A 13,741-nucleotide genomic window follows, 5' to 3' on the forward strand; every position below is an offset into this window, starting at 1 on the left:
TCGGTTTACGCCACGCGTCTTGCCGCGCCGGCCTTGGTCAGGATGTCGTCGAGACAGCCAATCATCTCGGCGATCTCTGCCTTCGTGACGTTCAGCGCCGGCATGAAGCGCAGGCTGTCGAGCTGCGGCGCGTTGAGCAATACGCCGGCCTCGAACGCCTGCGCGACGATCCCGGACGCGATCGGCAGCTTGAGGTCGAGCGCGAGCAACAACCCGCGACCGCGCACGCCGCCGAGGCCATGCCGCGCCGAGACCTTTTGCAGCTCGCTTTCGAGCAGCAGGCCGGTCTCGGTGACCTGCTTCAGGAACTCCGGCTTACCGACCTCAGCGAGCACAGCGAGCCCGGCCGCGCACATCACAGGGTTGCCGTTGAACGTGCCGCCCTGGTCGCCGTGCTCGAAGCAGGAGGCGCGTTCGGTCGCGAGCAGCGCCGCGAGCGGCACGCCGCCGCCGATGCCCTTGCCGAGCGTCATGATGTCAGGCGCGATGCCGGCGTGCTCATAGTGGAACAGCTTTCCGGTCCGGCCCATGCCGGTCTGGATCTCATCGAAAATGAGCAGCAGGCCGTGGGCCTCGGTCAGCGCCCGCAGCTCGCGCAGGAACTGGTCGGTCGCAGGCCACACGCCTGATTCGCCCTGGATCGGCTCGAGCATCACCGCGACGGTGTTGTCGTTGATCAGCCTTTCGACCGAGGCAATGTCGTTCAGCTTGGCTTTCTTGAAGCCGGCAACCTTCGGTTCGAACAGCGGCTCGAACGCCTTCTTGCCCGAGGCCGACATCGTCGCCAGCGTCCGTCCGTGGAAGCCGCCTTCGAAGCTGATGATCTCGAACGCGCCGCCCTTGTGCAGGCTGCCATATTTGCGCGCGAGCTTGATCGCGCCCTCATTGGCCTCCGCGCCGGAATTGGCAAAGAACACCTGGTCGAACGCGCTTTTCTCGACCAGCGCCTTTGCAAGCTTGAGGCTCGGCTCGTTGTAGAAGGCCGGGCTCGGCGTCAGCAGCCGCTTCGCCTGCGCGGCGAGCGCATCCGCGATGACGGACGGGGAATGGCCAAGGCAGTTCACGGCCCAGCCCTGCACGAAATCAAGATAGCGCTTGCGGCTGTCGTCCCAGAGGTATGAGCCGGCGCCGCGGACGAACACGGCTTTCGGCCGTGCAGTGATGTCCATCAGCGCGTCATACGGATGGGTGGCGGTGGTCATGTCGAACTCCTCTGGAGGCGGGTGAAAAAGGACGCGAAAAGCAAGAAGGCCGCACTTTGCGGGTGCGGCCTTCTCGAAAACTTTGCTGAATTACTGGTTCAGCGGCGTCGTCGGACATGGCGCAACCCATCATCGTCGCTGGTGCGACGACGGAAAGCTGCGCGGCGGTTGGTCCGAGAGTTGATCATGGGGCGCGTCCGTACAGCCGAAGGGCAGGGCTTGTCAAGCCGGTCGTTTGCGAGCCATCCGCTCGCTCAGGTCAGATGCGCGGCTTCCTCGGCTTTCTCGTCCCCCCCAGTCGGCATCCGCGATCGCGCTGTCGATCAGCTCGCCGCGCATCAGCCTGAGCGGCGAATTCCAGTACAGCGCGATGTTGTGGAAGGGATCCGTCAGCACCTTGAAGCTCCACACCAGTCCGGTCGTGACGCCGCGCGCGGCGAACAGCTGCAGCATGCGCGCCAGCCCGCCACCGACGCCGATCGCAAGCCAGAGCACACCGACGTGGCGGACGAAGTCGAGGCGATCGACCGGCGGAGCAAACAGGCCGAACAGCGTCGGATACGCGTACAGTGCAGTCGGCGCGCTGCCCCAGACCAGCAAAAGGATGATCTTGCGCGTCTGGTTGTAGCCGACCTTCACCGCTTCCTTATATTCGTTGCTGACGTCATTGACCGCGTCGTAGCCATTCGGCTCGAAGAAGAAGTGCCCGGCCCTGGCGCGTCAGCATCGCGAGCCAGCCGACTAAACCGGCGAGCGCGGGATCCCTGAACAGCAACGCGTAGCAGGCGAGGAAGATGATCGCGCTGATGAGGTGCAGCGTCTGGTTGACAGTGCTCTGGTGGTAGAAGCGGTAATCGTCGAAGCGCTGCGTGCGCAGCATGTCCGGGAGACGGCTCATCAATAATCCTCGCTCGCGTTGAAAGCGCGCGAGGATTAGGACGAGTCCGTGACCTCTGCGTGAATGCAATATAGTGTCACATTGGCGCGCGGGAGGATTACTCCACGCCGTAATGTGCGAACTCGTCGGCGATGGCGGCATTGATCGCCTTCGCCGCCGCGATGTCGCGCTCGGCGCCTTCACCATCGCCCTTCTTTCGCTTCGCAAGCCCGCGGCCGTAGAGCGACGAGTCGAGCTTCGGCTTTGCGCCCAGGGCGGTGTCGTAGTCGGCGATTGCCGCGTCGAGATTGCCGAGCTTCAAATAGGTGAGGGCGCGGCTATCCAGCGTGTAGGGATCGTTCGGCCGCATCCGCAGCGACTGCTCGCAATCGGCCAGCGCGTCCTGCAGGCGGCCGAGGATCGCGCGCGTCATGCAGCGCGAATTGAACACGCCGGCGTAGCTCGCATTGGCCGCGAGCGCGCGATCGTAATCCGTGAGCGCCAGCGCATAATCATGCGCGTCGAAATACATGTTCGCGCGCGCATAGAAATCGCGGTCGTTGTTGGGGTTGAGCTCGATCGACTTGGCGAAATCGGCCAGCGCGCGATCGCGATCGCCGCGATCGCGGAAGATGCGCGCACGGTTGCCATAGGCCGGGCCATAGGTCGGATCGAGCTTGATCGACAGATCGAGATCCGCCAGCGCACGTTCGGCCTCGCCATGTTCGCGATAGGCCGTGCCCCGGTTGTAGAAGGCGAGCGCGAATTTCGGATCGAGCTTGATCGCCTTGTTGTAGTCGGTGAGCGCATGCTCATAGTCGTCTTTGCCGATGTAGGAATTGCCCCGGTTGTTGTAGTACCACGCGTCGTCGGGAACGAGCCGGATAGCGCGCGTGTAGTCCATGATGGCACGGTCGCGGTCGCCGAGATCGTCATGGACGATGCCGCGATTGAACCACGCGGCAGCATCAGTCTCGTCGAGATCGATCGAGCGGTTGAGATCGGCCAAGGCACGCTCGGTCTCGCCCTTGCGCCGAAACATCTCGCCGCGATTGGCGAGCGCGACCGCATTCGACGGATTGGCCTTCAGCACGACCGAGCAACCGGCGAGCCGCTGGTCGTCACTGACCTTGTCGGAACCGAAGCACCATTGCCGCGCCTGCGCCGCCGACGGGGATTGCGCGGCGGCCGGAAACGTGAGCAGGGTCAATGTGGCCGCGAGCGCGCGCAGCGCCGGCCGGATATCGATCTTGTGATTGCGTGTCATTTGTTTGCTGCGCAGAAACCTATGAGCCTCTAGCGCGTTTGTGATCTCGAAACGCGAATTGGTTCGAACCGGACCTCAGCCGGGACAGACCAATGGGGACGGGACCATCAAGATAGTTTTTAGCCTTGTCCGACACGCCTTATCCGATTGACCTCGACAGCATTCGCGGCGCGTTTCCGCCGGGCATCGAGGCGCCGCCCCTGCTGCTGGATTTTGCCGGCTGGCTGAACGGTCGCCCCTGGGGCAGCGTCGGCTGCTTCTCCCTGCAAGGCCAGTTCTCCGATCAGGCCCCGATCTTCGATGGCAGCCCCTTGCGCGACCGCTTCGCGCTGTTCATGCGACTGCCTGACGGTTCGGCCGTCGGCGGCTGGTATGGCGCTGGTCTCGACCGTGACGCCCCCCCGATCGTGGGACTGGGCTCGGAGGGCGATTACGAGTTGCTTGCGCCATCCCTCGACGCATTGCTGGCGAAACTGACCTCTCTGCAATTCGACAAGGCCTGGCACGATCTGCGGCCGCATGACGAGGTCGAGCCGCAGACCGTCGAGCTTGCGCAATGGCTTGCGCGACGCCCGGCCGGCGAACCTGTCGCCTGTGAGGACGGGGAGCTGCCCGACTTCCGCGGCTTCGTCGAGAAGTGGAGCCGGGACCGCGAGGAATATTGGGCCAATCACCGCCTGATGGCCGAGCTCGGCTGGCGGCTGGCCGCGCATCTGCCCAGGGGCAAGAAGGCCTGGGACAAGACTCATTTCGAGGTTGCTATATCAGGCAAGCAATACGAGGCGCGCGTGCTATCGCGCGGGCCGCAGCCCTTCGAGGAAGCTGCCTCGATCGAATCCCTGCTGCGCGACCTGCGCGAGGAGATGCGCCGCGCCCAGCCCGAGCTCGGACTGTGGTACGCGATGAAATTCGGCCTCTACGCCGACGGCCGCGTCATGCCGAATTTCGAATACGATGTGCGCCCGACCATCAACGGCGAGCCGGCGCTGCTCACTGAGGCCAAGGCCGATCTCGCCCGCGCCCCGCGTCCCGAGCGCTGGGTGCCGAAATGGCTTGCTGCGGGCTGATCGCGCCCCGGCAGGCACCCCTTAAGTGTTTGGTTAATGTTTCCTTGCTAGTCACTGGACCGCTTCGGGATGGGGGGAGCGGATGAGATTCTTCGGGCGACGGACAAGCCAGGACCGCAATGGTCAGGTCGGGCAAGCAGTCTTCGAACATTCGGTTGATGCGGTCATGGTGCTGGCGGGACCCAAGATCATCGCCTGTAACGAGGCGGCGGTCAGGTTTGGCGGTTATCGTAGCAAGGCTGATCTGCTGTCCCGGTCACCGGCCGATATGGCCCCTGAATTCCAAGCAGACGGCCGTCGCTCGTCGGACTGCGTCAAGGAGACACTCGCGCGGGCGATGAAGGAGGGGCACGCCCGCTTCGAATGGATCACGCGCCGAGCGGATGGGCAGATGGTCCCGGTGCAGGTCACACTTGTTCCCGCGGAGATCGATGGCCAGCCCGTCGTCATCAGCTTTCGGCGTGATTTATCGGAGCTGATTGCCGCGCGGGAAGAGAAGAAGCGCGCCATCGCCAAACTTGCCGGCGAATTCGAGGAAACCATCGGCTCCATTGCCAACGCCGTGTCGTCGGCTGCCAAGGACGTGGAGGCGACGGCCGGCTCGCTCAGCTCGACCGCCGAGAACGCCGCGCAGCGCGTCTCGACCGTCGCTGCCGCCTCGTCCGAAGCATCTGCCAACGTCCAGTCGGTCGCGGGCGCGACCGAAGAGCTGTCGAGCTCCGTTGCCGAGATCAACCGTCAGGTCGCGACTTCCTCAAGCATTGCCGGCGAGGCGGTGCAGGCATCCGCGCGCACCAATGATCTCGTGAGGAGCCTGTCGGAGGCCGCAGCCAGGATCGGTGCGGTCACCGAAATGATCAATGCGATTGCGAGCCAGACTAATCTTCTGGCCCTGAACGCTACGATCGAGGCGGCGCGAGCTGGCGATGCCGGTCGCGGTTTCGCCGTCGTTGCCGCCGAAGTCAAAAGCCTCTCCAGCCAGACTGCCAAGGCCACCGAGGAGATCAGCGCTCACATCAGTGCCATGCAGCGGGCGACCGACGATACCGTTGCCGCGATCCAGGGGGTCGGCACGACGATCGGACAGATCAGCGACATTGCCAAGACGATTGCCGTTGCCGTCGAGCAGCAAGGACAGGCGACCCAGGAGATCGCGCGTTCGGTCAGTCAGGCCGCTACGGGGACCAGCGAAGTCGCCAGCAACATCAATGCCGTGACGCAGACGATCGACGCCGCTGGCGCATCCGCCATTAACATGCATGGCGCGGCGGGCCAGTTGTCGCGCCATGCCGATGCGTTGCGCGACAAGGTGTCCGGTTTCCTTAAGGCCGTGCGCGCCGCATAGCCCACGGCGCTCGGTTGATCGTCAAAACCCCGCGACGCTGCCGTGCAGATCGTATTGATCCGCGCGCTCGATCTTCGCGGTGACGATCTCGCCGACACGCAAGGGACGGCGGCTCGACAGATACACCGCACCGTCGATCTCCGGCGCATCGGCTTTGGAGCGACCCTTCGCGACCGTCGGCCCGACCTCGTCGATGATGATCTGCTGGCGCGTGCCGACCTTGCGCTTCAGCCGGCGCGCCGAGATCTTCTGCTGGCGCGCCATCAGCGCGTTGTAGCGCTCCTGCTTGACTTCTTCCGGCACGGGATTGGCGATGGCATTCGAGGTCGCGCCCGCAACCGGCTCGTATTTGAAGCAGCCGAGGCGATCGATTTCGGCTTCATCGAGCCAGTCGAGCAGATAGGCGAAGTCGGCATCGGTCTCGCCGGGGAAGCCGACGATGAAGGTCGAGCGCAGCGCAAGGTCAGGGCATTCCTCGCGCCAGCGCTTGATCCGCGCCAGCGTCTTGTCCTGCGCCGCCGGGCGCTTCATCGCCTTCAGCACTTCGGGGCTTGCATGCTGGAACGGGATGTCGAGATAGGGCAGCACCTTGCCCTCGTTCATCAGCGCGATGACCTCGTCGACATGCGGGTAAGGGTAGACATATTGCAGGCGGACCCAGGCCCCGAGCTCGCCGAGCTCGCGCGCGAGGTCGAGGAACTTGGCGCGGACCTGGCGGTCCTTCCACGGGCTCTCGGCATATTTGAGATCGACGCCATAGGCCGAGGTGTCCTGCGAGATCACCAGTAGCTCCCTGACGCCGGCGCCGACCAGGCGCTCGGCCTCGCGCAGCACATCATTGGCCGGACGCGAGACCAGATCGCCGCGCAGCTTCGGGATGATGCAGAACGTGCAGCGGTTGTTGCAGCCCTCGGAAATCTTCAAATAGGCGTAGTGGCGCGGCGTCAGCTTGATGCCTTGCGGTGGCACCAGATCGAGATGCGGATTGTGCGCCGGCGGCAGCGCGCGGTGCACGGCATCGAGCACGCTCTCGTACTGCTGCGGGCCGGTGATGGAGAGCACGCCGGGATAGGCCTGTTCGATCTGCTCGGGCTCGGCGCCCATGCAGCCCGTCACGATGACCTTGCCGTTCTCGGCCATGGCCTCGCCGATCGCCGAGAGCGATTCCTGCTTGGCGCTGTCGAGGAAGCCACAAGTGTTAACGATGACGATGTCGGCCCCGTCATGCTTGCGGGCGAGCTCGTAGCCCTCCGCGCGCAGGCGCGTGATGATGCGCTCGGAATCCACCAATGCCTTGGGACACCCGAGTGACACGAAGCTGACCTTGGGCGCAGCCGTCTGATCCATATCCAAATCTGCCTGATTGACGGGCTTGAGCTAGTCCCAATTGCCCATAATTACAACCCTTTGCATGACGCTCCGGCATGCTATGGATGAATCGCCTGCCGTGAGTGAGCCATGAGCGCCGAACAGTCGCCCAAAATCGTGATCGTCGACGAAAGCCCGGTCAGGGCCGCGATCCTCGAGGAGGGCTTGCGGGAGGCCGGGTTCACGCAAGTGGTCCATATCCGCGAGATGCAGAGCCTGCTGGCCCGTATTTATGCGGTGGACCCCGATATCATTCTGATCGATCTCGAAAACCCCAGCCGCGACGTGCTGGAGGCGATGTTCCAGGTCAGCCGTGCGGTGAAGCGACCGATTGCCATGTTCGTCGATCAGAGCGACTCCGCCTCGATCCAGGCATCCGTGGAGGCGGGGGTGTCCGCCTACATTGTCGACGGGCTGAAGAAGGAGCGCATCAAGCCGATCCTCGACCTCTGCGTGTCGCGCTTCAACGCCTTCGCAAAACTCCAGGAGGAGCTGGAGCGGACCAAGTCGCAGCTCGAGGACCGCAAGATCATCGAGAAGGCCAAGGGCATCCTGATGAAGGTGAAGGGCCTCACCGAGGACGAGGCCTACGTGCTGCTGCGCTCCACCGCCATGCGCGAGAAGAAGAAAATCGGCGAGATCGCCCAGTCGATCATCACCGCGTCGGAGATGCTGAAATGACCGCACCCCTTCGCATCGGATTCATCCCGCTGGTCGATGCCGCCGCGCTGATCGTCGCCGTCGACAAGGGCTTTACGGCCGCCGAAGGGCTCGAGGTCGAGCTGGTGCGCGAGGTCTCCTGGTCGAACGTCCGCGACAAGCTGAACATCGGCCTGTTCGACGCAGCGCATCTGCTCGCGCCTGTCGCAATCGCGTCTTCGCTCGGGCTCGGCCACGTCAAGGTGCCGATCGCGGCCCCCTTCAATCTCGGCATCAACGGCAACGCGATCACGGTGTCGCCGGCACTGCACTCCGCGCTGATGGAAGTGATCGATGGCGACCGCTTCGATCCGATGGTCACAGCAAAGGCGCTGGCCAAGGTCGTCGCAAAGCGCCGCAAGGCTGGCGCCGATCCGCTGACCTTCGGCATGACCTTTCCGTTCTCGACCCACAATTACCAGTTGCGATTCTGGATGGCGGCGGCGGGCGTCGATCCTGACGAGGACGTGCGCCTCGTCGTGCTGCCGCCGCCCTACATGGTCGATAGTCTCAAGAGCGGCCATGTCGATGCCTTCTGCGTCGGCGCTCCCTGGAACTCGATCGCCGTCGATCTCGGCATCGGTCATATCCTGCACTTCGTCTCCGACATTCTCGGGCGTGCGGCAGAGAAGGTGCTGGCCGTGCGGCAGGTTTGGGCCGACAAAAACCCGGACGTGGTCGCGGCGCTGGTGCGGGCCGCGGTGAAGGCAGCCGAATTCATCGAGGAGCCTGCCAACCTCGCCCAGGCCGCGCAGATCCTGGCACAGCCGGAGCGGATCGGTGTCGATGCCGAGGTAATCCAGCGATCGCTTATCGGGCGGTTGAAGATTTCGCCCGATGGCGCGATGCGCGAGAGCGGCCGCTATCTCCTGGTTGGACGTGAAGGGGCAGGGCGCCCGGACCCAGTCCAGGCCGCCTGGCTCTACGCGCAGATGGTGCGCTGGGGACAGACGCCGCTCAGCCCAGAGGCCGTGAAGACCGCCATGGGCGTGTTCCGGCCGGATCTCTACGACGCCGCCCTCGGGCAGAGCGGAGCGGACCAGCCCAACGCCCCCTTCAGCGCCTTTGCCGGGCCGGCTTTCGACCCCACTGATCTCGGCGGATATCTCGCCTCGTTTGAGGTCGGACGGCAGGCCAAATAGGCCTGCTCAAAGCTTAATCACATCGATTCGAAGCTTAATCTTTGGGCCGTTGCTGCCCGAAGCAGCATGAACCATGATCCACTTCATGCGCTGCACACAAGGGCAACTCACTGATTTCATGTGGTTTTGCAACTTATGCTGCGTTGGCACACTCCTTGAATAGAGGATCCCAGCCGCCCGGCGTGGGCGCCGGCGGCTCCAAGTCCATGGTGGATTTCCGCAGCAACGAGGCTGATCGGATCGCCCCGGGTTCCGGCAAAGGCGCGTGCCTGCAACCGGCTTCCCCGCGATCAACATCCGTTTCACCCGTTGACGCCGCCGAGCGCGGCAAGCTGGAGCTACGATATGGATTACGCGAAACCCTCCGACGTTGTGGCTTCGATGGTCGATGCCAGCCTGAAGAAGCTGGCGCTTGCCCCGCGGGATATTCTGATCCGCGGAGCGATTTCCGGGGCTCTGCTCGGTGCTGCCACCACGCTCGCCTTCACCGGCGCTCTCACCACCGGCCAACCGCTCGTCGGCGCACTGATCTTCCCGGTCAGCCTCGTGATGATCGTGCTGCTCGGCCTCGAGCTTGTCACCGGCAGCTTTGCCATCGTTCCGCTCGCGCGCCTCGAAGGCAAGGCGAGCTGGAACGCGGTGATCGCCAACTGGTCCTGGGTGTTCGTCGCGAATTTGCTCGGCAGCCTCGCTTTCGGCGCGCTGATCGCGATCTCGTTGACCAACATGGGCAAGGTCGAGGTCGCCGGCGTCGCCGCGAAGATCGTTGCGGTCGCCGAAGCCAAGACCATCGGCAATGCCGCGATCGGCACCGCCGGCATGGTCTCGGTCTTCGTCAAGGCAATCCTCTGCAACTGGCTGGTCTGCCTCGGCGTCGTCATGGCGATGACCTCGACCTCCACGGTCGGCAAGATCGCCGCGACCTGGCTGCCGATCTTCCTGTTCTTCGCGCTCGGCTTCGAGCACGCCGTCGTCAACATGTTCGTCATCCCGACCGGCATGCTGCTGGGCGCCAAGGTCAGCCTTTCCGATTGGTGGCTGTGGAATCAGATCCCGGTGACGCTTGGCAATCTCGTCGGCGGCTTCGTCTTCACCGGCCTTGCGCTCTACGCGACTTACAAGCCCGCCAAGCCCGCGGCCGATGTCGCGCAGGTCGCGGTCCAGGCAGCAGAGTAGGTTCATTCAGTCCATGAAACTCGATACAGCACCCACGGCCGATTTCTCCGACGAGCAGAAGCGGTATCTCGAAGGTTTCATGTCCGGCATGCAGGTCGGACGTGTCGGGCGCGCCTTCGCAGCCGGCGGAGCGCCTGCCGCCGGCGCTCCGTCTGAACCGATGGGGCCGGACGCTGCGGCGATCAAGGCGCAGGACAAGCTCACGGCGGCGGGCAAGAAGCTCGCCGATCAGGAGAAGTTCAAGCGCGAGATGCATCCGTTCGATGCCTATGAGCGGCTGAAGGACCAGGCGCGCAACAACGCCAATCCGACGCCGGCGGATAATTTCCGCTGGCGCTATTACGGCATCTTCTGGGTGGCGCCGGCGCAGACTTCCTATATGGCGCGCCTGCGTATTCCCAACGGCATTTTGAAGCACTGGCAGATGTCGGGCCTCGCCGACATCGCGGAAAGCTGCGGCGGCGGCTACACCCATGTCACCACCCGCGCCAACTTCCAGATCCGCGAGATCGAGCCGAAGAACGCGGTCAAGCTGATCGAGGGGGTCCAGGACATCGGCCTGTGCTCGCGCGGCGCCGGCGCCGACAACATCCGCAACGTCACGGGCACGCCGACGGCCGGCATCGATCCGCAAGAGCTGCTCGACACGCGTCCTTACGCGCGCGAGTGGCACTACCACATCCTCAACGACCGCTCGCTGTTCGGCCTGCCACGCAAGTTCAACGTTGCCTTCGACGGCGCCGGCAAGATCGCCGCGCTGGAGGAAACCAACGACATCGCCTTCACCGCGGTCGAGGTGAAGGACGGCCATGGCGTCGAGCCCGGTGTCTGGTTCAAGCTCGGCCTCGGCGGCATCACCGGCCATAAGGACTTTGCAAAATATTCCGGCATCGTCGTGCGCCCCGAAGACGCGACCGCTGTTGCCGATGCCATCGTGCGCATCTTCATCGAGCACGGCGACCGCACCAACCGCAACAAGGCGCGGCTGAAATACGTGCTCGACAGCATGGGTCACGACGGCTTCCTCAAGCTCGTCGAGGAGCAACTGAAGAAGCCGTTCGCGCGCGTTCCGGCCGAGGCGTTGCTTCCGCGTCCCTTGTCCGACCGCATGGCCCATATCGGCGTGCACAAGCAGAAGCAGGCCGGGCTCAACTGGCTCGGCGTGGCGCTGCCGGTCGGCAAGCTCACCTGCGAGCAGATGCGCGGGCTCGCCAAGATCGCGCAGGATCTCGGCGACGGCGATATCCGCCTGACGGTCTGGCAGAACCTGTTGATCTCGGGCGTCCGCGACGAGAGCGTCGCGCTCGCCACCGCCGCGGTCGAGAAACTTGGCCTTGCCACGCAAGTGTCGAACGTCCGGGCCGGCCTGATTGCCTGCACCGGCAATGCCGGCTGCAAGTTCGCGGCCTCCGACACCAAGCGTCACGCCGCTGCGATCGGCGACTGGTGTGACGAGCGCATCAATCTCGACACGCCGCTCAACATCCATCTGACCGGCTGCCATCACTCCTGCGCGCAGCACTACATTTCCGACATCGGCCTGATCGCGGCCAAGGTGCCGGGGGCGAGCGAGGACGATCAGGTCGAGGGCTACCACCTCTTTACTGGCGGCGGCTTCGGCCCCGACGCCGATATCGGCCAGGAGGTGTTTCACGATCTGAAGGCCGAGGATGCGCCGAAGATCGTCGAGAGCCTGCTCAAGGCGTATCTCGCCAACCGCACCTCGCCCGAAGAGACGTTTCTGACCTTCTCCCGTCGCCATGACGGTGAAGCCCTGCGCAAACTCGCCGAAGCGGAAGTAGCAGCATGACCCAGATGTCCGTGCCTCCCAAGATCGAGATCATTCCGGCCAATGCACCGTTTAGTGAGGGCCAGCGGCTCTGGCTGAACGGATTTCTCGTCGGCATGCTCGGCCTCGACGGCTCGACGGCTCTGTCGCCGATCGAGAACGGTGCCTTGCTGGCGCCGCAGGGCGATGGCGACGATGGCGAGGCACCCTGGCACGATCCGGCGATGCCGATCGCCGACCGCATGAAACTCGCCGAGGGACGTCCGCTCCGCCGCCGCATGATGGCGGCGATGGCGCAACAGGATTGTGGCCAGTGCGGCTACAATTGCGCCGACTATTCCGACTCGATCGCGAACAAGAGCGAAGCGCGTCTCAACCTCTGCGCCCCCGGCGGCAAGGAGACGGCGCGGATGCTCAAGCAGCTGTTCGAGGAGGTCGACAAGGCGCCGGCGGCGAAGCCCGCGGCAGGGGCGGCTAGGGCTGCGAGTGCGCCGGCTGCGCCTGAGGTGAAGGCCGAGCTTGGCCGTGCCCGCGAAAATCCGGCTGAAGCCACCTTCCTGTCGCGGCGCTTGCTCAACAAGGGCGGTTCGGAGAAGGAGACCTATCACGTCGAGTTCGACCTCTCCGAGAGCAAGCTCGACTATGTCGTCGGCGACAGTTTTGGCGTGTTCGCCCGCAACGACCTCGGTCTGGTCGACCAGATCATCGCGCTGCTCGGCGCGTCCCACACCACCAAGGTCAACAACAAGACGTTGCGCGAGGCGCTGGTCGAGGACGTCTCGCTATCGCCGGCGCCGGACAAGCTGTTCGAACTGCTTTCGTTCATCACCGGCGGCGCGCAACGCGAGAAGGCGAGGGCGCTGGCGCAGGGCGAGGATCCCGATGGCGATGCGGCAACGCTCGACGTGATGGCGGCGCTGCAGAAGTTTTCGGGCACGCGGCCGCATCCGGAGGCCTTCGTCGAGGCGCTGGAGCCGCTGCAGCCGCGGCTCTATTCGATCTCATCGTCGCACAATGCGACGCCCGGAAAGCTTTCGCTGACGGTCGATTCCGTTCGCTACGTCATCGGCAAGCGCAAGCGTCTCGGCGTCGCCTCGACCTTCCTCGGCGAGCGCATCGCCGAGGGCGACAAGCTCAAGGTCTATGTGCAGAAGGCGCACGGTTTCGGCTTGCCGCAGGATCCGAAGACGCCCGTCATCATGATCGGTCCCGGCACCGGGGTTGCGCCATTCCGCGCCTTCCTGCTCGACCGCAAGGCAACCGGCGCGCAAGGCAAGAACTGGCTGTTCTTCGGCCATCAGCGCAGCGACTGCGATTTCTTCTATCGCGACGAGCTCAACGCGATGAAGACTTCGGGGCTGCTGACGCGGCTGTCGCTCGCCTGGTCGCGCGACGGCGAGAAGAAGTTCTACGTGCAGGACCGCATGCGCGAGCTCGGCCGCGAAGTGTGGACGTGGCTCGCCGAGGGCGCGCATCTCTACATCTGCGGCGATGCAAAGCGCATGGCCAAGGATGTTGAGCGCGCGCTGGTCGACATTGTCGCCCAGTTCGGTGCGCGCTCGACCGACGAGGCGGTCAGCTTTGTCGCCGATCTCAAGAAGAAGGGCCGTTTCCAGGCTGACGTGTACTAAGGCCCGGGGAGACCAGCGTGAATCGCCGCCGTGGCGCAATCGCGCCCGCGGCGGCGTTCTACTGTGCATGGGGTTGTTTTCAAAGGTTTGGTCCGGGTGGAACCGGAACCGGTTCCATTTGGCTTGGATTTTAGCGAATAAGATTTCTGGAACCCGCGGCTGCGAAGAATTTTCGCCT

Annotated in this window: 10 protein-coding genes and 1 pseudogene; 7 read left to right on the top strand and 4 right to left on the bottom strand. The window is 64.3% G+C overall.

The window, feature by feature from the left end:
* Nucleotides 1–5: 5 nt before the first annotated feature.
* The 3 genes and pseudogenes from L6637_RS01535 to L6637_RS01545 all read right to left on the bottom strand — a co-directional run bounded on the left by L6637_RS01535 (nucleotide 6) and on the right by L6637_RS01545 (nucleotide 3,346).
* The gene (locus tag L6637_RS01535; RefSeq protein ID WP_237862301.1) at nucleotides 6–1,202 is read right to left on the bottom strand and encodes an acetylornithine transaminase; all 1,197 of its coding nucleotides are present in this window, start codon (nucleotides 1,200–1,202) and stop codon (nucleotides 6–8) included.
* A gap of 254 nt (nucleotides 1,203–1,456) precedes the next feature.
* Nucleotides 1,457–2,100: pseudogene (locus L6637_RS01540) on the bottom strand (DUF962 domain-containing protein).
* A 97-nt stretch (nucleotides 2,101–2,197) separates the two neighbouring features.
* The gene (locus L6637_RS01545) at nucleotides 2,198–3,346 is read right to left on the bottom strand and encodes a tetratricopeptide repeat protein (protein ID WP_237868839.1); all 1,149 of its coding nucleotides are present in this window, start codon (nucleotides 3,344–3,346) and stop codon (nucleotides 2,198–2,200) included.
* A 125-nt stretch (nucleotides 3,347–3,471) separates the two neighbouring features.
* Between L6637_RS01545 and L6637_RS01550 the strand changes: the two genes are divergently transcribed.
* Entirely contained in the window at nucleotides 3,472–4,413 is a 942-nt protein-coding gene (locus L6637_RS01550) for a hypothetical protein (RefSeq protein WP_237862303.1), read from the top strand.
* Nucleotides 4,414–4,495: 82 nt separating this feature from the next.
* Entirely contained in the window at nucleotides 4,496–5,758 is a 1,263-nt protein-coding gene (locus L6637_RS01555; RefSeq protein ID WP_271605882.1) for a methyl-accepting chemotaxis protein, read from the top strand.
* A 21-nt stretch (nucleotides 5,759–5,779) separates the two neighbouring features.
* Here L6637_RS01555 and rimO read toward each other — a convergent pair whose 3' ends face one another.
* The gene (gene rimO, locus L6637_RS01560) at nucleotides 5,780–7,105 is read right to left on the bottom strand and encodes a 30S ribosomal protein S12 methylthiotransferase RimO (protein WP_237862307.1); all 1,326 of its coding nucleotides are present in this window, start codon (nucleotides 7,103–7,105) and stop codon (nucleotides 5,780–5,782) included.
* A 111-nt stretch (nucleotides 7,106–7,216) separates the two neighbouring features.
* Here rimO and L6637_RS01565 point away from each other — a divergent pair, with 111 nt between their 5' ends.
* The 5 genes from L6637_RS01565 to L6637_RS01585 all read left to right on the top strand — a co-directional run bounded on the left by L6637_RS01565 (nucleotide 7,217) and on the right by L6637_RS01585 (nucleotide 13,563).
* On the top strand, nucleotides 7,217–7,807 hold the full coding sequence (locus L6637_RS01565) for an ANTAR domain-containing response regulator (protein WP_128951752.1): 591 nt from the start codon (nucleotides 7,217–7,219) through the stop codon (nucleotides 7,805–7,807).
* Nucleotides 7,804–8,967: a CmpA/NrtA family ABC transporter substrate-binding protein gene (locus tag L6637_RS01570; protein WP_237868840.1), complete on the top strand. Its 1,164-nt coding sequence runs from the start codon at nucleotides 7,804–7,806 to the stop codon at nucleotides 8,965–8,967. The genes L6637_RS01565 and L6637_RS01570 overlap by 4 nt, the downstream gene beginning before the upstream one ends.
* Before the next feature lie 345 nt (nucleotides 8,968–9,312).
* Nucleotides 9,313–10,143, top strand: coding sequence for a formate/nitrite transporter family protein (locus L6637_RS01575; RefSeq protein WP_237862309.1), 831 nt, complete (start codon nucleotides 9,313–9,315; stop codon nucleotides 10,141–10,143).
* 13 nt (nucleotides 10,144–10,156) lie between these two features.
* A complete protein-coding gene (locus L6637_RS01580; protein ID WP_237862310.1) occupies nucleotides 10,157–11,953 on the top strand; it encodes a NirA family protein in 1,797 nt (598 codons plus the stop codon).
* Nucleotides 11,950–13,563 (top strand): sulfite reductase subunit alpha, encoded by a 1,614-nt coding sequence (locus L6637_RS01585; protein WP_237868841.1) that lies wholly within the window; start codon nucleotides 11,950–11,952, stop codon nucleotides 13,561–13,563. The genes L6637_RS01580 and L6637_RS01585 overlap by 4 nt, the downstream gene beginning before the upstream one ends.
* The last annotated feature ends 178 nt before the right edge of the window (nucleotides 13,564–13,741 follow it).

Origin of the sequence: Bradyrhizobium zhengyangense, from assembly GCF_022012435.1 — a bacterium.
Taxonomy (GTDB): domain Bacteria; phylum Pseudomonadota; class Alphaproteobacteria; order Rhizobiales; family Xanthobacteraceae; genus Bradyrhizobium; species Bradyrhizobium zhengyangense.

Excerpts from the sequence above, each read along its gene's own strand:
- L6637_RS01535 (WP_237862301.1), bottom strand. The coding sequence starts at position 1,202 with ATGACCACCGCCACCCATCCGTATGACGCGCTGATGGACATCACTGCA.
- L6637_RS01545 (WP_237868839.1), bottom strand. The coding sequence starts at position 3,346 with ATGACACGCAATCACAAGATCGATATCCGGCCGGCGCTGCGCGCGCTC.
- L6637_RS01555 (WP_271605882.1), top strand. The coding sequence starts at position 4,496 with ATGAGATTCTTCGGGCGACGGACAAGCCAGGACCGCAATGGTCAGGTC.
- rimO (WP_237862307.1), bottom strand. The coding sequence starts at position 7,105 with ATGGATCAGACGGCTGCGCCCAAGGTCAGCTTCGTGTCACTCGGGTGT.
- L6637_RS01565 (WP_128951752.1), top strand. The coding sequence starts at position 7,217 with ATGAGCGCCGAACAGTCGCCCAAAATCGTGATCGTCGACGAAAGCCCG.
- L6637_RS01570 (WP_237868840.1), top strand. The coding sequence starts at position 7,804 with ATGACCGCACCCCTTCGCATCGGATTCATCCCGCTGGTCGATGCCGCC.
- L6637_RS01575 (WP_237862309.1), top strand. The coding sequence starts at position 9,313 with ATGGATTACGCGAAACCCTCCGACGTTGTGGCTTCGATGGTCGATGCC.
- L6637_RS01580 (WP_237862310.1), top strand. The coding sequence starts at position 10,157 with ATGAAACTCGATACAGCACCCACGGCCGATTTCTCCGACGAGCAGAAG.
- L6637_RS01585 (WP_237868841.1), top strand. The coding sequence starts at position 11,950 with ATGACCCAGATGTCCGTGCCTCCCAAGATCGAGATCATTCCGGCCAAT.